The organism is Brevundimonas sp. UBA7838 (genome assembly GCF_002500885.1).
GTDB lineage: Bacteria > Pseudomonadota > Alphaproteobacteria > Caulobacterales > Caulobacteraceae > Brevundimonas > Brevundimonas vesicularis_C.
This window is the reverse complement of record NZ_DLTK01000068.1, coordinates 1-20,134: the sequence shown is the minus strand read 5'-3', so window position 1 is coordinate 20,134 and position 20,134 is coordinate 1. Positions and strand designations below refer to the sequence as shown.

The following is a 20,134-nucleotide window of genomic DNA, read 5'->3' as shown; positions in this document are numbered from 1 at the left end:
ACAACGCCCTGGTCCGCCAGATTGCGGTTGCGTTGATAAGCCTGGCGCGCCACTTCAGTTTCGGCGGCCGCCGCGTCTGCGTCCGCGCGGAACGTCGCCGCTTCACCGCTGACGACGCTCGCCAGGGGCTGACCGATCCGGACCGACTGGCCCGGAGCTACGAGAACCCGCTCGACCCGCCCGCCGACGGACGCCGCCACAGCGGCGCGCGCGTCGACCATGGGCTCGACCCGCCCGGAGAGCCGGGTTTCGGCGCCCCCTCCCCGACCGACGCCGACCACGATCAGGTTGGCGGCCTGGGCCTGGGCCGCGCTCAGAGCGACGAAGCCTTCCGGCGCTTCGGCCTCGCCTTCGTGGCCGGCTTCGCCCTCGGCATGAGCGCCCTCTTCTTCAGCGTGACCCGCCTCACCCTCGGCGGCGGCTGGAGCGGCGTCCGGCCCGCGCGTGAGCAGGAACAGCCCGCCTCCGCCAAGCAGAACGACGGCGGCGGCGCCGCCGATCAGCAACGTCTTGTTGGATGTGCGCTTGCGCATCATTGGGCTCCTTGGAAGGGGGCGCGGCCGTCCTGGCGCGCGAGTTCAATCTCGGCCTGGACACGTGCAAGGCGTGCATCGACGGCCGAAGTCCGAGCTGAGATCAGGGCGGTGCGTGTGACCCGCAGTTCGAGCTGGGAGATCCTCCCGGCTTCGGTTCCAATCCGCGACAGACGGTAGGCTTCCTCAGCGGACGCCACCCCTGCATCGGCGGCGGAGACCCGGCTGACGGAGGCGGCAAGCCGCGCCCGCGCCGCGGCGCGATCGGCCTGGGCTTCCTGACGGGCTCCAAGAAGCCGCGCGTCCGCAGCCCGGAAGTCGGCCTGCGCCGCGTCTATGTTCCCGCGGTTGCGGTCGAACAGGGGCAGCGGCATGCTGACGCCGAAAGTCAACGCCGTCGCGTCCTCCATCTCGTATCGACGGACACCGACGCTGGCGTTGATGTCCGGGCGCGAGCGGATTCGCTCCACGTCGATCCGGCGTTCGGCGGCCGCGCGGTGAGCCTCGGCGACGCGAACGGTCGGCGCATCCGCCGGGGCCGCGAAGGTGGCGGCAGGCGCGAGGTCCAGCAGGCTGGCGTCGATGGTCGTCACCGGAGCCGCCAGCATGGCGACTGCGGTCAGTCGCGCGAAGGCCGCGTCGCGCTCCGCGACGGCCTCATCGCGCGAGGCACGCGCCGCAGCCGCTTCGCTTTCACCCTGGATGCCGCGCAGCAGTGGCTCACGGCCTTCTTCGACAAGAACGAGGGCGGCCCTCGCATCGGCGATGGTCAAGGTAAGGCTTTCCTCGGCGAGCACGGCCCGCCGTTGAGCGGCTTCCGCATCGGCATAGACCTGTGCGAGTCGTCCGGCGGCGTCGATGATGGCGAGGTCCCGTTGCAGCGCCGCGGTTCCGGCTTCCGCGCGGGCGACATTCACCCGCGCGGTTCGGCGTCCCCAGAGCTCAAGGTCCTGACTGATCGACAAGGTGGTTTCTGCGTTGGCGTAGCCTGAGAAGGGCCCCGTGCCGAACGCGTTTTCGGCGTCGAGAGCGATCGTCGGATTAGGCCTGACACGGGCCTGGCGGACACGCGCTTCAGCGGCGTCGGACAGGGCGCCGGCTTCAAGGGTGGCCGGGGTTTGATCGAGCTGGGCGAGCAGCTCGGCGAACGACGGAGCGGGGTCAGCCCAAGCGGGACTGGCCAGCACGGCCGCAAATGCGGCCAGCGCGCAGCCGACCGCGAAACGCGGCGGCCTGCGATGTGAGGGAGGCATGATTCATCTTCCAGAAATTTGACACGAGATCGCGCGCACGGCGGCGCAGACGTCGTGTCAGACTCTGGGCGGACGCTTCAGGCCGTCGGGCGAGATCGACGACGGAAAATCACTCGAGGGGAAGGCGTGAACCGGCCTTGCGTGGATTTGCATCGCGATGTCGTCGGCGACATCCGCACGGGCGGTTCCGTTGTGGTGGCAGTGGCCGTGGGTGCAGACTCCGTGCCCACCGCCAAGGTCGCCCTGGTCGCTATCGCCTGCATCCTGAGCGACAATGGCGTGAGCCGAGGTCGTCTCTGGGGCGCAGGTCGCGGCGTCAGCGATCGGGGCGACGAAAAACACGGCGGAGACCAGGGTCACCGCCAGTATCAGTCTTGCCCATGTCGCAATTGGCCACGCCATCGCGTGGTGGATACTTTCATTCGGGCGATCAAGCAATCTGTTACAGTGTTCGGGGGCTGCGACTGTTTCGAGTGACCACCAATCCGCGGTGAGGGAGAGGGAAAGTCGACATGCAAGGCCGAGAGTGGCGCGTCGTCGGCCATCTCGACCTATTCAGCAACGTCGAGCGATCTTTAAGCGAGCGCACGCTGATCGCGTCCGATTCTTTCGCTGCGTCTGCAGGTGGATCGAGATTGCAGAATGCGCAATCTTCACCTGAGTAGCGCTCCCGCTATCAGGTCGGGCCATCGTGAACCGGTCAGCCAGACCGCTCCGCCGGTCGCCGCGACGCCAGGCTCTGGGTAAGGTCGTTGCGCGCGCATAGCCAGAGCGAGCGGACGTTGGCGTCGCCTGCGCAGTGGCTTACCAGCAGTAAGCCGGCCAGGGCGTTGGCGAAGAAGCCCAGAGGGCCCAGTCCGGTGATGCCACGGGACGGCGCCCCGGAGGTGGCTCGCGAGATCGCGTAGCTGAGGAATAACAGCACCAACGCAACGAGGCTGGCGCCTTGGCCATTGGCCGCCCCGGACTGCACGGCGACCGAACGTCCGATCACGGCCAGGCTGATGCCGTAGGTGGCGCGTCGGCCAGGAAGTTGAGCACATTGGCGCCCAGGGGGCGCCGAGCCTTGCAGGGACACGCCGCTGGCTATGGCCATAAAGGCGGCGCAGTTGACGGCGATCACCGCGATCATGATGCGCCGGTAGGCGGGGTGGCGCTGTCGAACCTGGAGGCCACGCCGCAACTGCAGCCGGGCGAGGAAGTGCACAGGACGAGAGGGGGTTCAGTCATCGGATTACCCTTTCGCGAGAAGCATGCATCTCCCAATGGCTAGACGATCATGCCGAGAATGCATGGCTTCCATGAAAGAAACGCCTGTCAGATAAAACCAGCTTGATCCTCTAGTAACTAGAGGGCCCAAAATCAGTTGAAATCCATTGGAGGCTTCATGATCACCATGCACCCGACGCGACGCGTTCCCGGCCGCCTGCAGACGATCGCCTTCGCGCTCGCGGCGCTGATCGCCGTCGTGGATCAGGCCGCCAAGGCCGCGGCGCGCGCTCAGCTGGACGCTCCGATCAACCTCACGCCGTTTCTCGCGCTGCGTCTCGGGTTCAACCCCGGCGTCACCTTCGGCCTGTTCGCCGGCTCAGGCGCCGTCGGCCGCTGGGCGCTGAGCGCCGTGGCCTCCCTGATCATCGGCGCCCTGCTGGCGTGGATCTGGCGCACGCGCAGCGCCGTGACGGCGGCCGCCGCAGGCCTCATCGCCGGTGGAGCGATCGGGAACCTCGTCGACCGGCTACGCTTTGGCGCGGTCACCGATTTTATCGATCTTCATTGGGGGGCGGCGCACTGGCCGACCTTCAACCTCGCCGATGCGGCCATTGTCTGCGGCGTCGCGCTGCTCCTCCTCACCGTCCGGGGCTCGGACAGCCGCGCGGCGTCCTCGACCCTGGGACGGGCGGCGCGATGAGGCTTCCCGCCGAACAGAGGGCGATCGCCGTCCGCTCGGCGCCGGCGATTCTCATCACCGCCTCAGCGGCGGCCTCCGCCTGGCTGCGGCTTTCCCCGCCCCTTCTCGGCGCGGCGCGCGACATGGCGACGGCCGATAGGCTGGCCTATGCCCTGCAGGCGAATCTCCCGGTCTTCCTGTGGCTCGCGGGGTGTTTGAGGGTGGTGGCCAGCATCCGGTTCCGGTCCGACGCCGACCGGCCGGGTCCGCCGATGCGGCGCCCGGCGCCAGGCTCGCCCTACCCGCCGCCGTGCTACAGAACTCGCTTGAACAGACCGTTCTGGCGGTGAGCGCCCACCTGGTGCTCGCCACCGTGCTGCGCGGCGAGGAGATGATCCTGCTGCCGGTGTTGGTCCCTCTTTATCTGGTTGGTCGGGGTTTCTTCGCCCTGGGTTACGCGCAGGGCGCGGCGGCCCCGGCCTTCGGCATGGCGCTCACCGGCGCCTCCACGATTGCCGCCTTCGGCATCGCCGTCGTCCTGATGGGGCTGGGCCGATGATCCCTCCCCGCCCCAGATGCCTTTCACCCGCCGTTACGAGCTGACGCGATGCCCCTCCCCTCTCCCGCCTCGTCCGGGTTGCGCCCCATCGGCAAACTGGCCGCCGCCACGGGCGTCAAGGTTCCGACCATCCGCTTCTATGAAGAAATCGGCTTGCTTCCGCCGCCGCCGCGCACCGCCAGCGACCGGCGCATGTATGACGACGCGGCGGAGCGCCGCCTGTCATTCATCCGGCATGCCCGCCAGCTGGGCTTCGATCTGGATTCGATCCGCTCCTTGCTTGATCTGTCGGATCACCCCGATCGGCCCTGCGCCGAGGCCAGCACCCTGGCCGAACGTCATCTCGCCGATGTGAAACAGAAGATCGCCCGGCTCCGCGCCCTCCAGCGCGAACTGTCGCGGATGACGACGGAATGCGCCGGGGGCCGGGTCTCCGCCTGCAAGGTGATCGAGGCGTTGCACGATCCATCCGCGCCGCTTTGACCCTGTGGAAGATCCGGAAGGCGCAAAGACCCCGGAGCCATTAGCCCACCGCGACGTTTGGAGGCGATTGGCGGCTCCCGTCGCGGACCGCCCGTCCTTCTGGAGGATTTCGATGACGCATCGGCCGACCTCGCGACACGGCGACCAGACCCTGGCCCTGCTGACAGACCCTTATCGGCGCCTTTCCCACCTGTTCGAGCAGGCCGGCGCCGACGTCGTCGAGACCCGCCTGGCGCTGAAGGAGACGACCTGTCTGAGAGGCCGCGAGGCGGCGCGGATCTTCTATGACGAGACCCGCATCGTGCGGGCGGGCGCCATGCCGGCGCCGGTCCGCCGCACGCTGCTCGGCGAGGGCGGCGTCCAGGGGCTGGACGGCGAGGCCCACCGCGCCCGCAAGGGCGTGTTCATGTCCCTGATGTCGCCAGCCCGTGTCGCGCGACTGGGCGAACTGTTCGAAGCGGAGTGGCGGCGCGCGGCCGTCGAATGGGCCGGCGAGGACGACATCGTGCTGTATGACGCCTTGCAGCCGGTGCTAACGCGGGCCGTCTGCGCCTGGGCCGGCGTGCCGCTCGAGCCGCACGAAGAGGCGAAACGGGTCCGTCACCTGAGGGCGCTGTTCGACGCGGCGGGATCGCGGAGCCCCCGGCATCTGTGGTCGAGGCACGCGCGTCGCCGCGTCGACGCCTGGCTGGGCTCGATCATTGAAGACATTCGCGCCGGCCGTCTGTCGCCGGATCCGGACACGGCCGCCCACGCCTGGGCCTGGACCCGCGCCGCGGACGGCGAACCGTTGCCGATCCACACGGCGGCGGTCGAACTGGCCAATGTATTGCGGCCGACTGTCGCGACCTCGGTCTACATCGTGTTTGTGGCGCACGCGATGCAGGCTCACCCGGATGCGGCCCGTCTGGCCGACGCCGACGCCGGACGTCGCCGCGCCTTCGTCCAGGAAGTCCGACGCTTCTATCCGTTCTTCCCGGCAGTGATCGGGCGTGTGCGCGCGCCGTTTCGCTGGCGCGACCTGGTCTTCCCGGAGGGCCGTCAGGTGGTCCTCGACCTCTATGGCTCCAATCACGATCCCGCACACTGGACTGATCCCGAGGCGTTCCGGCCGGAGCGGTTCAGCGACGGCTCCGGAGATCCGTTCGGTCTCATCCCCCAGGGCGGTGGGGATGCGGCGACCGGTCACCGTTGCCCTGGCGAAGGGATCGTCGTGGAGCTGATGGAGCGCGCCGTCGGCCTGCTCGCCGACCTGAACTACCGGCTGCCGGATCAGGATCTGGAGATCGACTTCCGCCGCCTGCCGGCCCTCCCCGGAAGCGGGTTCCGAATGGAGACGCGCGACGCGGCCCTCAATGAGGGGGGCGCCTGATGCCGCTTCCTCGGGCTGGCCGGGGCCCTTCTCTCCCATCCACTCGCAGCAAAGGCTGACGCCATGAGCCGTTCGACGACCTCCTACGACCTGGTGATCATCGGCGGCGGGCCGGGCGGATACCCGTGTGCGATCCGGGCGAGCCAGCTCGGCCTGTCGGTGGCGGTCATCGACGACCGCGAACTGCTCGGGGGGACCTGCCTGAACATCGGGTGCATTCCGTCCAAGGCGCTGCTCCAGGCCACCGAGCGGCTGGAGATGGCGCGCAATCTCGAAGCGTTCGGCGTCATGGTAGACAATGTGCGGGCCGATCTTGACGGTGTCATGCGGCACAAGGGCAAGGTGGTGACCGAGCTTGGCGAAGGGGTCGCCTACCTCCTGCGCAAGCACAAGGTCGCCCGCTTCCAGGGCCGCGGGCGGCTGCTGGCGCGCGACCGGGTGGAGGTGCGCGCCGCGGACGGCGCTTTCGAGGTGCAGGCCAGCAAGGCGGTGGTCATCGCCAGCGGATCGGAAGCGGCGACCTTGCCCGACCTGCCCATCGACGAGCGGCGAATCGTCACCTCCGCCGGCGCCCTGAGCCTGACGGCGGCGCCGCGCCATCTGGCGGTGATCGGCGGCGGCTACGTCGGACTGGAGCTGGGGTCGGTCTGGCGTCGGCTCGGCAGCGAGGTCACGGTCATCGAGGTGCTCGACCGGATCGCCTCCGGCGTCGACTCGGAGATGTCGGCGGCGCTGCACAAGGTGCTCGAGGCCCAGGGCTTCCAGTTCTGCCTTGGGCATAAGGTGGTCGGATCGCGGATGGAGGGCGACGACGTCGTCCTCGACGTCGAGCCCATGGGCGATGGCGCGCGAGGAACCATCAAGGCCGATGTCGTGCTGGTCTCCATCGGCCGACGGCCCGCAACCGCCAGGCTCGATCTGGAAACGGTCGGCATTGCGCCCGACCGCAGGGGCTTTATTCCGGTGGACGAAGGGTTCCGGACCAGCGCCGACGGGGTCTACGCCATCGGCGACGTCATCGGCGGCGCCATGCTGGCCCACAAGGCGGAGGAGGAAGGGATCGCCCTGGCCGAACGCCTGGCGGGGGGCGCGGGCCATGTGGACTACGGAACGATTCCGGCGGTCGTCTATACCTGGCCGGAACTGGCCTCAGTCGGGCGCACCGAGGACGACCTCAAGGCGGCCGGCGTGGCCTATCGCGTCGGGCGCTTTCCGTTCTCGGCAAACGCCATGGCCAAGGCGCGGTTGGAGAAGAACGGGTTGGTCAAGGTGTTGGCGGACGCCAGGACGGACAAGATTCTCGGCGTGCACATCCTGGGGCCGGACGCCGGCAGTCTGATCCATGAAGCGGTCGCCGTCATGCAATTCGGCGCGGCGGCCGAGGACGTGGCGCGGACGAGCCATGCGCATCCGACGCTTCCGGAAGCCTTGCGCGAGGCATGCCTGGCTGTGGCCGACCGCACGATCCACCTGTAACGAGCGCCGCGCCGCGTAGCTGCCCGGGCTGGCCACGCAGCGCCGTGGCGTCTCGGCGGACGGGGAGCCGTCGCCGCCTGCGAGCCCGGCCGCGTCGCGAATAAAGCGCGACAGTGCCGTCGCCTGAATGCTATTGCGAGCCGCTCACAACTAGGTCTCCCATGCGCCCTCTGCTCCGCCTTTTCGCCCTGATGCTTGCGATGGGGCTGTCCGCACCCGCCCTGGCCCAGGCGCCGTCCGCCTCCGAGGCCCAGGTCGCCTGGCGACTGCTCGACTATGTGGCGGTCGACTATGCCGGCGCGGTTGCCAATGGTCAGGTGACCAATCCGGCCGAATACGGCGAGATGATCGAGTTCGGCGGCCAGATCCGGACCCGCCTGGACGCCCTGCCGCCGAACCCGGCCAAGGCCGGCCTGATCCGTGACGCGGAGGCCCTGCAGGCGGCCATCCTCGACAAGGCCGACCCGGGGGTCGTCGGGGCCCGGGCCAAGGCGCTGGCCGGCGCGGTGCTGGCGGCCTATCCGAGCCCGCTCGCGCCTTCGTTCCCGCCTGATCTGGCCCGCGGCGCGACCCTCTATGCCGAGCAATGCTCGGTCTGCCATGGCGTGACCGGACGCGCCGACGGCCCGGGCGCCGAGGGGCTCGACCCGCCTGCGATCGCCTTCGCGGATGTGGAGCGCGCCCGTCAGCGCAGCGTGTTCGGCCTCTACCAGGTGATCGATCAGGGGCTCGAGGGCACGGCCATGGCCAGCTTCGCCCATCTGCCGGCCGAGGATCGCTGGGCCTTGGCCTTCTACGTGGGCCGGTTCGCCTTCACCGACGCCGAAGCCGCCGAAGGTCGACGCCTCTGGGAGAGCGACGCGGCGATCCGCGCCGCGTTCCCTGACCTGGCCGCCCTCACCCAGGCCACCCCGGCGGAGCTGGCGACAAGGATCGGCGAGACGAAGGCGCGGGCGGTCATCGCTCACCTGCGTCGCCATCCCGAGGCGACGGTTCGCGCCGAGGGATCGACCCTGACCCTGGCCCGGACGCGACTGGCCGAAAGCGAGGCCGCCTATCGCCGGGGCGACCGCAAGGCCGCGACCGACCTCGCCCTCTCGGCCTATCTCGACGGCGTCGAACCGGTGGAGCCGGCGCTCGGCGCTCGTGACGGCGCCTTGCTGCGGCGGGTCGAGACGGCCATGACCGACCTGCGCATCTCGATCAGCAGGCGCGCGCCGACCCAGGAGGTCGCGGACCGGGTCGCCCGCGCGAACGCCCTGCTGGACACGGCCGAACGCGCCCTCGCGCCCCAGGAGGCGGACAATCTCGCCAGCTTCCTCGGCGCTTTCACCATCCTGCTGCGCGAAGGGCTGGAAGCCATCCTCATCGTGGTGGCGATGATCGCCTTCCTGAGGAAGGCCGAACGGCCCGAGGTGCTGCGCTACGTCCACGGCGGCTGGGTGGCCGCGCTGGTCGCCGGCGGCGCCACCTGGGCGGCCGCGACCTTCTTCATCTCCATCAGCGGCGCCAGCCGGGAGCTCACCGAAGGATTCGGCTCGCTCCTGGCGGCCGTGGTGCTCGTCTCGGTCGGCATCTGGATGCATGGGAAGTCGCACGCCGACGCCTGGCAGACCTATATCCGCGACAAGCTCTCCCACGCGCTGTCGAAGCGGTCGGCCTGGTTCCTGTTCCTGCTGGCCTTCATCGTCGTCTATCGCGAGGTGTTCGAGACCATCCTCTTCTATGCGGCGATCTGGAGCCAGGGCGGCCATCTCGGCATGCTGGCCGGCGCCCTGACGGCGGTGGCCATCCTGGCCGTGGTGGCCTGGGCCTTGCTGGCCTACAGCATGCGCCTCCCGATCGGCCGGTTCTTCTCGCTGAGCTCGATCCTCATGGCCATCCTGTCGGTCGTCCTCGTCGGCAAGGGCGTGGCTGCGCTGCAGGAGGCGGGCTGGCTCGATGTCCATCCGCTGGAGTGGATCCCCCGCATCGAGATCCTCGGTCTTTATCCGACGGTCGAGGGCGTCGCCGTTCAGCTTCTGACGATTGCTATCCTCGTGGTCGGCTTCTCCCGGCATGCGGCGCCGAAGGGCGCGCGCCCAGCCTCTTGAGCGGGCGTCTCCGCCTGAGGCCCAACTGCGGCCCGCGGGTTTCGGAGCTCCTTGGGCGCCGATAGCCGCGCAGTCCGCGGATACCCAGGGTGCGGGGGCCGCCTATAGTGTGCGAGGCCTCCCTTGGTGCGGAGATTAGGCGTCCTATTCTCCGCACTTCACGCGGAGAACAGCCTTGCTCCTGCGGCGCATAACGCCCATATTCCCCGCAAGGAGTGCGGGGAATGGCGCAATACATCCATGAGATCGAAGGCTGGCCGCGTCTGGAATGGCGCGCTGACGCGCTTGCCGATCGCCTCCCAGCCGTCCGTCATCGCCAAGGCCTTCTGCTTGGCCGGATGCACACGCTCGGCTTCGACCTCCGCGCTGAAGCCGTCCTCGAGACCCTTACCGAAGATGTCCTGAAATCCAGCGAAATCGAAGGCGAGCTGCTCGACAAGGATCAGGTGCGATCCTCCATCGCCCGCCGCCTCGGCATGGATATCGGGGCCCTCGCCCCCGCGGATCGCAACGTCGAAGGCGTCGTCGAAATGATGCTCGACGCGACCCAGAACTTTGCGTCTCTGCTCACCGAGGAACGGCTGTTCGGCTGGCACGCCGCCCTGTTTCCGACCGGACGCAGCGGCATGACGAAGATCGTCGTCGGCGCCTGGCGCAACGAGAGCTCCGGCCCGATGCAGGTCGTCTCGGGCCCCTTCGGACGAGAGCGCGTGCACTATGAAGCGCCGCCCGCCGCCCGTCTGCAGGACGAGATGCGCGCGTTCCTCGACTGGTTCACTGACGAGCCGCGGACGGATCCGGTCCTCAAGGCCGCGATCGCCCACCTGTGGTTCGTGACCATCCACCCGTTCGACGACGGGAACGGCCGGATCGCCCGGGCGATCGCCGACATGGCGCTCGCCCGTTCCGAGAAAAGCGCCCAGCGGTTCTACAGCATGTCCGCCCAGATCCGGCTGGAGCGCAAGGACTACTACGCGACCCTGGAGACGACCCAGAAAGGCGCGCTGGACGTGACCCTCTGGCTGGACTGGTTCCTCGGCTGCCTCGATCGCGCATTCGACGGCGCGGAAACCACCCTGACCCATGTGATGCGCAAGGCGCGCTTCTGGGAGGCGCTCGCAGGTCAGACGTTGAGCGAGCGCCAGAGCACGGTCATCAACCGGCTGCTCGACGGCTTCGAAGGCAAGCTCACCTCGACCAAATGGGCGGCGCTGACGAAGTCCTCGCCCGACACGGCCTTGCGCGACATCAAAGATCTGGTGGACCGGGGCATCCTCGTGAAGGATGACGGCGGGGGACGCAGCACAAGCTATTCTCTGGTCGATCGAGGATAAGCGCCTCCCCATGGCGCCGGCGAGGCTCTGCGCCGTGCGGCTCCACTGAAGACCCTGCTTCGACAGGGAGGATCGCAATTCGCCAGTTCTGGCGCGTTACCGCCAAAAACGCAGCCTCAGGCCTGGCGTGCGATAGCAATGGCCGAGAGGTCGGACGCGGCATCCACCAAAACTCCGGCCGCCTTGCGCTCCGAATAGCGGTCCACGAGCTGAACGGCGTGGGGCCGGACCAGGATGGTGAAGCGCACCAGTTCCTCCATCACATCGACAATCCGCTCATAGTAGGCCGAGGGTTTCATCCGGCCGGCCTCGTCGAATTCCTGGAAGGCCTTGGCCACGCTCGACTGGTTGGGGATGGTGACCATCCGCATCCAGCGGCCCAGAAGGCGCAGAGTGTTGACGGCGTTGAAGCTCTGGGACCCGCCCGACACCTGCATGACGGCGAGCGTCCGGCCCTGGGTCGGGCGCATGCCGCCCAGGCTCAACGGCAGGTGATCGATCTGCAGCTTCATCAGTCCGGAGACCTGGCCGTGCCGCTCCGGGCTGCACCAGACCATGCCCTCCGACCACAAGGCGTGTTCGCGCAACTCGCGCACCGCCGGGTGGTCGTCGTCGCCGGGCGCGCCCGGCAGGGGCAGGTCGGTGGGGTCGAAGATGCGGGTCTCGCATCCCATTTGCTGCAGCAGGCGGGCCGCTTCCTCGACGCAGAACCGCGAATACGACCGCTCGCGCAGCGATCCGTACAGGAGAAGGATACGCGGCGCCGGCTCGGTCGGGCCCAGTCCACGGGCGGGATCGGCGGACAGATAGGCCGCGTCCAGAGCCGGCAGATGATCCGGGTCCGGCAGCGAGCGCAGGCGGGTGAAGGTCATCACAGGTCCTTGGTCAGACAGGCGGCCGACGCCGGCCAGACGTCCGCGAAGTCCGACGTGCGGACGAGCGATAGACCGGGCCGGTCCTATTAAGGTCACTACAGGACGGTGAACAGCAATCGCTCGGGACCGCGCCGAGACCGCGACACCCTGACCGTCGCCAAACCCCGCGGGATCCTTCAGAGAGTCAAAGGCGGCGGTTGACGGATACGAGGCAAGAAGCTGCGGGCAACAACATTCCAAGGCACTATTTTCCCGTGACCTGCTCGCGGGTCGATCTCCGCAAAAATTAGTTCGGTGTTTTCAGCAGATTTCAGGGGCCTTCACCGCAATGCGCCATGCCAATGGACAGGCGAGCGCTCGCCAGCAAAAGATTTTTGGTAGCGGTGTGGTAGCGGCGTAAAAAATAGGGTGGGCGATCCCGTTGGGATCGCCCTGCCATAACCTATTGATTGCCTTGGCAATCTCGACTGGAGCGGGCGAAGAGATTCGAACTCTCGACCCCAACCTTGGCAAGGTTGTGCTCTACCACTGAGCTACGCCCGCACTCCGTAGGAGCTAGGTGCGCTCCCCGTCGAGGAGGGGGCGTATAGCGGAGGGTTGATCGGTCCTGCAAGAGGTTTTTTCGGGCTATCGCGCTTCGCGCTGCTTGAGCCCTATAATTGCCTCCAAGGCCGCCGCCGGAACGCTCCGCCGCTCGCCGCCCAAGCGCTTTTGCGCTCAAGCAGCGAGCCGCCGCGCGGTGAGCGTAGCGCCCTTCCGCGCCTCAGCGCGGCGCCAAGCGTATAGCCCCGTCCAGACGGATGCATTCGCCGTTGATATAGACGTTGCGCGCCAGCTCCAGCACCAGCGACGCATAGTCGGCCGGCGTGCCCAGTCGGCTGGGGAAGGGGATGGCGGCGGCCAGGGCGTCCTGAATCTTCTGGTCCATGCCGGCCATCATCGGCGTCCACATGATGCCGGGCAGGATGGTGTTGCAGCGCACTCCTTCCTGAGCCAGATCGCGCGCGATCGGCAGGGTCATCGCATAGACGCCGCCCTTGGACGCCGAATAGGCCGCCTGGCCGATCTGGCCGTCCTGGGCCGCGACGGAGGCGGTGTTGACGATCAGGCCGCGCTCGCCATCCGCCATCGGCTCCAGCGTCACCATGCCCGCCGCCGACTGCGACAGCACGCGGAAGGTGCCGAACAGATTGACCCGCACGGTGCGCTCGAACTGGGCCATGTCGTGGGCCTTGATCTCGCCGGTGTCCTTCTTGCGCGAAACGGTCTTCTGGCCCGTGGCGATGCCGGCGCAGTTGACGGTCAGTCGCTCCTGGCCATGGGCGGCGCGGGCCTTTTCGAAGGCGGCGGCGACCGAGGCGTCGTCGGTCACGTCCACCTGGCAGAAGACGCCGCCGATCTCTTTCGCGATTTCCTCGCCGCGTTCGGCGTTCAGGTCGAACAGGGCGACCTTGGCCCCCGTCGCCGCGATGGCGCGCGCGGTGCCTTCGCCCAGGCCCGAGGCGCCGCCGGTGACCACTGCGGCGATGGTGTTGTCGAGTTTCATCCTGATCGTTCCTATATTGTCGTGAACCTGAGTTTCGTTTGAGGATTTAGCGGCCATGACCGCCAAAGCCAAACCCGCCGATCCATCGGATATCCTGGACCCGAAAAAGGCGCTCGTGCCGTCGGTGGTGAAGATCAACGAGGCCCGCGTGGCCAAGGGCTTCTGGCCCAAGATCCAGCGCACGGCCGCCCGCATCCCTTTTGCGGACCAGGCCCTGGCCGCCTGGTACGCCGCGCGCGATCCGCAGACGCCGATGGCGGCCAAGGGCATGATCTTCGCGGGTCTGGCCTATTTCGTCATGCCGGTGGACGCCATTCCCGACATCTTCGCGGGCATCGGCTATACCGACGACGCAGCCGTCATAACCGCCTTGCTGGCCCTCGTCGGCGCCAACATCAAACGCCGCCACCGCGACCAGGCCGAGGACGCGGTGCAGCGGCTGAAGGCGAAATAAAGATCCTCCACCGAGAAGCGTAGCGGAATGGGGGAGGGGGACCGCGAAGCGGTGGAGGGGGCGAAGGCGCGCGCTGCGCCAGCCGTTTTATACCTAGCCCGCTTCCGCCCCCTCCACCACGCTGCGCGCGGTCCCCCTCCCCCGCTGCGCGAGGGAGGATTCAGCTCTCGACCGTCACCACGATCTTGCCAAGCGCCTGACGGTCGCCCAGGGCCTTGATCGCCTCTCCGGCCTTTTCCAAGGGGAAGGTCTGCGACACGCGCGGCCGAATTTTACCGTCCGCGTACATCTGCATCAGTTCGGTCATGTTGGCGGCGTGTGCCTTGGGATCGCGCATCACTGCCGCGCCCCAGAAGACACCGATCACCGACACCGACTTCAGAAGCGTCAGGTTCAGCGGCAGGGACGGAATGCCCGCCGGGAAGCCGACCACCAGATAGCGCCCGTTCCAGTCCATGGCCCTCAGCGCCGGATCGGCGTAGTCGCCGCCGACCGCGTCATAGACCACGTCCGCCCCGTCGCGGCCGGTCGCCAGCTTGAACTCGCCGGACAGTTCTTTCTGCGCCGCCTTGTCCATCGGTCCCGACGGATAGATCAGGCCGTTGTCGGCGCCCAATTCGAGCGCGAACTCGACCTTGTCGTTGGTCGAGGCGGCGGCGACCACCTTGGCCCCCATAGCCTTGCCCAGTTCGACGGCGGCGGCGCCGACGCCCCCGGCCGCACCCAGCACCAAGAGGGTTTCGCCCGCCTTCAGCTGCGCCCGGTCCTTCAGCGCATAGTAGCTGGTGCCATAGGTCATGATCAGGGCCGCCGCCTCTTCGAAGCCCATGGCGTCGGGGATGGGGATGACCGTCTCGGCCCGCACCGCCAGCCGCTCGACCAGCCCGCCCCAGCCCGGCACGGCGATGACCCGGTCGCCCTTGCGCACGCCCTTGACGCCCTCGCCCACCGCCTCGACCACGCCGGCGACTTCAGCGCCCGGCGAGAAGGGCCGCTCGGGCCGGAACTGATATTTGTCCTCGATGATCAGCGTGTCGGGATAGTTGATCCCAACCGCCTTGACCTCGATGATCACCTCGCCCGCCTTGGGCGTCGGGTCGAGCACGTCCTCCACGACCAGGGTTTCGGGGCCACCAGGCGTGTTGGACAAAACAGCGCGCATCAAAGTTTCCTTTCTGGGCCTACCGCGCTTCGCGCTGCTTGAGGCCGTTTTCCCTGGACCGACATGGCGCGGCCTTCATCGCGACGCTAAAGAGCGCCACGCCCGTTTGAAAGAGGCGATAAGGACAAGGCTCAGGAAGACGACATGACCGCCCTCATCCTCCACGGCGGCGCCGGCGCCCGGCGCGAACGCAACTATGACGCCGAGGTCGTGCATATGCGCCAAGTGGTCGAGGCCATGAAGGTTCGGTTGGATGCTGGCGACAGCGCCTTGGACGTCGCCACCGCCGCCGTCGTCATGCTGGAGGATTCCGGTCTTTACGTCGCGGGCAAGGGCGCCTCGCCCAATCTCGCTGGCGCCTATGAGCTGGACGCCAGCATCATGGACGGATCGACCAAACGCGCAGGCGCCGTCGCCGCCCTGCAAGGCTTCCGCAACCCCGTCGTCGCCGCGCGCGCGGTGATGGAGAAGACACCGCATATCATGCTGGCGGGCGAAGGCGCGGCCCTGTTCGCCCACGACCAGGGGCTGGAGCTCATCGCCGACGAGGCCGCCTGGTTCACCGGTGCCGGCAAGGGCGAGGACAACCATCCACCCGGCACGCTCAGCCACGGCACTGTCGGCGCCTGCGTGCTGGACAGCCAGGGCCGTCTCGCCGCCGCCACCTCGACCGCCGGCGTGTTCGGCAAGATGCCGGGCCGCGTCGGCGACACTCCGATCCCCGCCGCCGGAACCTGGGCCGACGCCCACTCCGCAACGTCCTGCACCGGCCAGGGGGAATATTTCATCCGCGTCGCCGCCTCCGCCCAGGTCGCCTGGCGCGTCGCCGCCGGCCAGACCTTGGCCCAAGCGACCCAGGCCGTGATCGACGAAATCGGATCCATGGGCGGCGACGGCGGCATGATCGCCCTGGACGCCGCCGGAAACATCGCAGCCCCCTTCAACAGCCAGGGCATGAAGCACGCCTGGCTGACGCCCGCCGGCGAGATCGGCGTCCAGGTCTTCCGCGACTAGGTCTTTGCGGACATCACGTCGGAAATGGTGGTCAGCAGCAGTTTCAGATCGACGGGCTTGCTGACCACCGCATCCATGCCCGCCGCCAGATAGCTCTCCACCTGCTCCACCATCGCATTGGCCGTCAGGGCGATGATCGGCGTGCGGACCAGCCCCTGGTCGGCCTCGCGTTGCCGGATCGTCCGTGTCGCCGTCGGACCGTCCATGTTCGGCATCTGCACATCCATCAGGATCAGGTCCCAGTCGCGCGTTTTCGTCGCTTCGACCGCCTGAAGGCCGTCGTCGACGATCTCGACCTCGATCCCGACCTGGCCCAGAAGGCCGCGGATCACCTGCTGATTGACCGGGTGATCCTCGGCGACCAGCACCCGCAGCGCCCGCTCCGGCTCGGCGTCCGGCGCATCCTCACCGGCCTGCACGGGCTGCGCCGGTTTCAGCGGCAGCGTGACGACGAAGGTCGCCCCTTCGCCCGCCTCGCTCTCCACCTCGATCCGGCCGCCCATCAGCTCCACCAGGGTCGCCACGATCGACAGGCCCAACCCGGCCCCGTCACGCCGGTCGACGGCCGCCGCCTCGATCTGGGCGAAGCGCGTAAAGAGCTGCCCGATCTGGTCCGTCGGTATGCCCCGCCCGGTGTCCGACACTTTGAACACCACTCCGGCGTCCGTGCGCGCGACATCCAATGCCACCTGCCCCTCCGCCGTGAACTTGATGGCGTTGGACAGCAGGTTGAACAGGATCTGACGCAGCCGGACCGGATCGGCGCTGACCCATCCCAGGCCCGTCGACACGACATGGAACACCAGGCCCTTGCTTTCAGCCAATGGCCGCAGCGTCTCAGTCACCTCGTGCACCAAGGCGTCCGCATCGATGGGCTGGGGCACGATCTCCAGTTGCCCCTCTTCGATCCGCGACAGGTCCAGGATCTGGTTGATCAGGTCCAGCAGCGTGTGGGCCGACCGATCCAGAATCTCCAGTCGCGCCTTCTGCCGACCCTCCAGCGCGTCGCCCGCCATGATCTGCGCCATGCCAATGACGCCGTTCAGAGGGGTGCGGATTTCGTGGCTCATATTGGCCAGGAAACGGGATTTGGCGGTATTGGCCTCGTCCGCCTCCTGACGCGCGCATCGGGCGGTGTCGCGGTCCAGCACGGCCGCCTCATGCGACGCCTGCACGTCTATCAGCAACGCCTTGTTGCGCTGGTCCGCCGCGAACAGGTCGCACCACAGGGCGTGGGTCGCGCGCGAGATGATGAACAGGATCGTCGCCAGCATGACGAAGGCCGCCGCCACCGCCAGACCGTGCGGCCCCATCAGCGAGGGATAGATCACGACCAGCACGGTCGCGCAGATCGGAGCCGCCGCCAGCGCCAACAGCCTATACGCCGCGCTGAACTGAACGAAAGCCACACCGATTGACCAGACCTGGATTAGCACCACCACCAGCATCACATCGGCGCGCGGGTTTATCAGCCAGGCGATCAGCGGCCCGGACACCCCCAGGGCGAACCGGATCGCCACGATGGCCATCAGCAGCGGGGGCCAGCCCGAGACGGGCGCCTCAGCCTTCTGGTATCGCCTGACCCGCCCTTGCGCCCAGGCGTCGAACGCCATGCCGACCAAGGCGAACCCCAACCCCACCCACGGCTGCCCGAGGGCCGCCAGGATCAGCCCGGCGGCCGCCCAACTCCCGTAAAGTACGGCGGGCGGAGTAACCATATTTTGCAGGACGAAGGCCCAGACCGCGATCTTTTCGTCGGAGACAGAAGTCGCTTTCGCTCGTCTCGGCACGCATCCTCGGCAGGGGGTCGCCGCTGACATGCGACATTGGGCGAATAGATCGCCGCCGGAGATTTGTCCATGAACGACCTGCGCTCCCTCCGCTTCATTACATCTCGGTAAGGTGCAAGACGCCCAATCGCTGATACGGTCTCGCCGCCCGGCGTTCCGGGCTTCGGAGCCTCTCATGAAATCCCGTCTGATCGCCACAGCCGCCGCCTCGGCTCTCCTTCTCGGCCTCGCCGCCCCCGCCTTCGCAGAGGGCGCCGCGCCCGCCGCAGCCGCCGCTCAATCGACGGGGCAGGCGCCGCAGGGCGTGACCGTGCCGCCTCTGAGCTTCACCAAGCGCGTTCTGGCGAACGGGCTGGAAGTTTATTCGGCGCGTGACGCCGACACCTCGAACGTCACGGTCCAGGTCTGGTATAAGGTCGGCTCCAAGGACGATCCGGCCGGCCGTTCGGGCTTCGCCCACCTTTTCGAACACCTGATGTTCAAGTCGACCACCAACCTGCCGCCCGAGACCTTCGATCGGCTGACCGAGGACGTGGGCGGCTCCAACAACGCCTTCACCGCCGACGACACCACCGCCTATTTCGAGACCGTGCCCGCCAACCATCTGGAGCGGATGCTGTTCGCCGAGGCCGACCGCATGGGGTCCCTGGTCGTGGACGAGCCGACCTTCGTCGCCGAGCGCGACGTGGTGAAGGAGGAATACCGTCAGCGGATCCTGGCCAACCCCTACGGCCGCCTGTTCGGCCTTTTCGTGCCCGAGACGATCTATCAGGACAGCCCCTATCGTCGTCCGGGCATCGGCTCGATCGAGGAGCTGGAGGCCTCGTCGCTGGAGGACGTGCGCCGCTTCCACGCCACCTATTATCGTCCCGACGCCGCCTATCTGATCGTGGCCGGCAACTTCGATCAGGCTCAACTGGACCGCTGGGTCGATCAGTATTTCGGCCCGCTGAAGAATCCGACCACGCCGATCCCGACCAACAATGTCGTCGAGCCCGAGCCGACGGGTCCGCGCAACGTCACCTACTATGCGCCGAACGTGCCGCTGCCAGCCGCCGTCGTCGCCTGGCCGACGGTGAAATACGCCGACGCCGACCGCGCCGCCCTGACCGTTCTGGACGGCATCCTGTCCACCGGTGAATCCAGCCGCCTGTATCGGTCGCTGGTCTATGACAAGCAGATCGCGGCCCAGATCGGCTCGACCCCCGACTTCTCGCAGCAGGCCGGCAATCTTTCCGCCCTGGCCATCATGGCTCAGGGTCATACGGCCGAGGAAGGCATCGCCGCCCTGAACGAAGAGATCGGCAAGCTGCGCGACACGCCTGTCAGCGACGCTGAACTGGCCGAGGCCAAGAACGAGATCGTCGCCAATACGCTGCGCAGCCGCGAAACGGTCGACGACCGCGCGACCGCCCTGGGCTTCGCGCTGATCAACACCGGCTCGGCCGCCGCCGCGGACGAAGAGGTCGCCCAGATCCAGGCCGTCACCGTCGCCGACATCCAGCGCGTCGCCCGCAAATATCTGACGCCGGAGCGCCAGTCGACGATCACCTTCCTGGCCGCCGACGACCAGAACCCCGCCTCGGTTCAGAAGATGAACGTGGACGCCCCCGTGAAGGTCGCCGACCTGGCCCCCGCCGGTCCGCCCGCCGTCCTGCTGCCCGAGGCGGAGCGCAAGCCCCTGCCCCAGCCGGGCGCCGAGGTCGCGCCCGTGACGCCGACCGTCGCCGATTTCCGGCTCGATAACGGCCTGCGCGTCCTGGTCGCCCCGACCGACGGCGTGCCGCTGGTTTCGGCCCGCCTCAGCTTCGACGCCGGTTCGTCCGATGATCCGACGGGCAAGGCCGGCGTCGCCGCCATGACCGCCGCGCTTCTGACCCAGGGCACCAAGACCAGGACCGCGCCCGAAATCGCCACCCAGATCGAACAGCTGGGCGCCAGCGTGGGCGCATCGGCCGGGGTCGATTTCTCGAACGTCTATGCCAACGCGCCCTCGAACGCCTTCCCGGCGACCGTTTCCCTGATGGCGGATCTGGTGAAGAACCCGACCTTCGCCGGCGAAGAGCTTGAACGTCAGCAGGCCCAGACCCTGGACGGCCTGCGCGTCGCCCTCAGCCAGCCGGCGTCCATCGCCGGCATGACGGTCGGCCGCGTCATTTACGGCGACGCTCCCTATGGCGCGACGATCACCCAGCAGACGGTCCCCGCCATCACGGCGGCCGACGTCGCCGCCTTCCACGCCGCCCGCTACCGGCCGTCGGACGCGACCCTGGTCTTCTCGGGCGACATCACGCCGGCC

17 protein-coding genes, 1 tRNA gene and 1 pseudogene are annotated in these 20,134 nt (G+C 68.0%); 11 read left to right on the top strand and 8 right to left on the bottom strand.

What is annotated here, in order from left to right; translation table 11 throughout:
• Together B3T77_RS05350 and B3T77_RS05345 are read right to left on the bottom strand one after the other, a co-directional pair.
• Positions 1-533 (bottom strand): annotated as a pseudogene (locus B3T77_RS05350) (biotin/lipoyl-binding protein); the annotation flags it as partial.
• Entirely contained in the window at positions 533-1,786 is a 1,254-nt protein-coding gene (locus B3T77_RS05345; RefSeq protein WP_135194152.1) for a TolC family protein, read from the bottom strand. The pseudogene B3T77_RS05350 and the gene B3T77_RS05345, both read right to left, overlap by 1 nt.
• A 54-nt stretch (positions 1,787-1,840) precedes the next feature.
• Here B3T77_RS05345 and B3T77_RS16355 point away from each other — a divergent pair, with 54 nt between their 5' ends.
• Positions 1,841-2,263: a glutamate synthase-related protein gene (locus tag B3T77_RS16355; protein WP_409514558.1), complete on the top strand. Its 423-nt coding sequence runs from the start codon at positions 1,841-1,843 to the stop codon at positions 2,261-2,263.
• A 223-nt stretch (positions 2,264-2,486) separates the two neighbouring features.
• On the opposite strand, the gene B3T77_RS05340 is transcribed toward B3T77_RS16355, so the two are convergent.
• Positions 2,487-2,918: a hypothetical protein gene (locus tag B3T77_RS05340; protein WP_008262257.1), complete on the bottom strand. Its 432-nt coding sequence runs from the start codon at positions 2,916-2,918 to the stop codon at positions 2,487-2,489.
• Positions 2,919-3,173: 255 nt separating this feature from the next.
• Between B3T77_RS05340 and lspA the strand changes: the two genes are divergently transcribed.
• The 7 genes from lspA to B3T77_RS05305 all read left to right on the top strand — a co-directional run bounded on the left by lspA (position 3,174) and on the right by B3T77_RS05305 (position 10,994).
• Positions 3,174-3,698 (top strand): signal peptidase II, encoded by a 525-nt coding sequence (gene lspA, locus B3T77_RS05335; RefSeq protein ID WP_008258720.1) that lies wholly within the window; start codon positions 3,174-3,176, stop codon positions 3,696-3,698.
• Positions 3,699-3,876: 178 nt separating this feature from the next.
• Positions 3,877-4,236 carry an MAPEG family protein gene (locus B3T77_RS05330; RefSeq protein WP_083793338.1) on the top strand — a complete coding sequence of 120 codons (360 nt, stop codon included), beginning with the start codon at positions 3,877-3,879 and terminating at the stop codon, positions 4,234-4,236.
• 78 nt (positions 4,237-4,314) lie between these two features.
• Positions 4,315-4,719 (top strand): MerR family transcriptional regulator, encoded by a 405-nt coding sequence (locus tag B3T77_RS05325; protein ID WP_008263014.1) that lies wholly within the window; start codon positions 4,315-4,317, stop codon positions 4,717-4,719.
• Between the two features lie 112 nt (positions 4,720-4,831).
• A complete protein-coding gene (locus B3T77_RS05320) occupies positions 4,832-6,091 on the top strand; it encodes a cytochrome P450 (protein WP_292077951.1) in 1,260 nt (419 codons plus the stop codon).
• Between the two features lie 63 nt (positions 6,092-6,154).
• The gene (gene lpdA, locus B3T77_RS05315) at positions 6,155-7,567 is read left to right on the top strand and encodes a dihydrolipoyl dehydrogenase (RefSeq protein ID WP_088582523.1); all 1,413 of its coding nucleotides are present in this window, start codon (positions 6,155-6,157) and stop codon (positions 7,565-7,567) included.
• Between the two features lie 161 nt (positions 7,568-7,728).
• The gene (locus B3T77_RS05310; protein ID WP_088582524.1) at positions 7,729-9,660 is read left to right on the top strand and encodes a cytochrome c/FTR1 family iron permease; all 1,932 of its coding nucleotides are present in this window, start codon (positions 7,729-7,731) and stop codon (positions 9,658-9,660) included.
• Between the two features lie 224 nt (positions 9,661-9,884).
• On the top strand, positions 9,885-10,994 hold the full coding sequence (locus tag B3T77_RS05305; RefSeq protein WP_292077934.1) for a Fic family protein: 1,110 nt from the start codon (positions 9,885-9,887) through the stop codon (positions 10,992-10,994).
• A gap of 116 nt (positions 10,995-11,110) precedes the next feature.
• Here the strand turns inward: B3T77_RS05305 and arsH are convergent, their stop codons facing one another.
• The 3 genes from arsH to B3T77_RS05290 form a co-directional block, all read right to left on the bottom strand.
• Positions 11,111-11,866 carry an arsenical resistance protein ArsH gene (gene arsH / locus B3T77_RS05300; RefSeq protein WP_035307546.1) on the bottom strand — a complete coding sequence of 252 codons (756 nt, stop codon included), beginning with the start codon at positions 11,864-11,866 and terminating at the stop codon, positions 11,111-11,113.
• Between the two features lie 471 nt (positions 11,867-12,337).
• Positions 12,338-12,412: transfer RNA gene (locus tag B3T77_RS05295), tRNA-Gly, on the bottom strand.
• A gap of 220 nt (positions 12,413-12,632) precedes the next feature.
• Complete coding sequence (locus tag B3T77_RS05290) at positions 12,633-13,415, bottom strand: SDR family NAD(P)-dependent oxidoreductase (RefSeq protein WP_055754272.1); 783 nt, start codon at positions 13,413-13,415, stop codon at positions 12,633-12,635.
• Positions 13,416-13,470: 55 nt separating this feature from the next.
• On the opposite strand from B3T77_RS05290, the gene B3T77_RS05285 reads away from it, so the two are divergent.
• Positions 13,471-13,869 (top strand): YkvA family protein, encoded by a 399-nt coding sequence (locus B3T77_RS05285; RefSeq protein WP_265150419.1) that lies wholly within the window; start codon positions 13,471-13,473, stop codon positions 13,867-13,869.
• A gap of 160 nt (positions 13,870-14,029) precedes the next feature.
• Here B3T77_RS05285 and B3T77_RS05280 read toward each other — a convergent pair whose 3' ends face one another.
• On the bottom strand, positions 14,030-15,031 hold the full coding sequence (locus tag B3T77_RS05280) for an NADPH:quinone oxidoreductase family protein (RefSeq protein WP_292077926.1): 1,002 nt from the start codon (positions 15,029-15,031) through the stop codon (positions 14,030-14,032).
• A gap of 144 nt (positions 15,032-15,175) precedes the next feature.
• Between B3T77_RS05280 and B3T77_RS05275 the strand changes: the two genes are divergently transcribed.
• On the top strand, positions 15,176-16,045 hold the full coding sequence (locus tag B3T77_RS05275; protein ID WP_292077924.1) for an isoaspartyl peptidase/L-asparaginase family protein: 870 nt from the start codon (positions 15,176-15,178) through the stop codon (positions 16,043-16,045).
• Here B3T77_RS05275 and B3T77_RS05270 read toward each other — a convergent pair.
• Positions 16,042-17,763, bottom strand: a complete 1,722-nt coding sequence (locus B3T77_RS05270; protein WP_292077922.1) for an ATP-binding protein — start codon at positions 17,761-17,763, stop codon at positions 16,042-16,044. The two genes, B3T77_RS05275 and B3T77_RS05270, sit on opposite strands and share 4 nt — an antisense overlap.
• A gap of 247 nt (positions 17,764-18,010) precedes the next feature.
• Here B3T77_RS05270 and B3T77_RS05265 point away from each other — a divergent pair.
• Positions 18,011-20,134, top strand: a 2,124-nt coding sequence (locus tag B3T77_RS05265) for a M16 family metallopeptidase (protein ID WP_292077920.1), incomplete at its 3' end; no start/stop codon positions are given.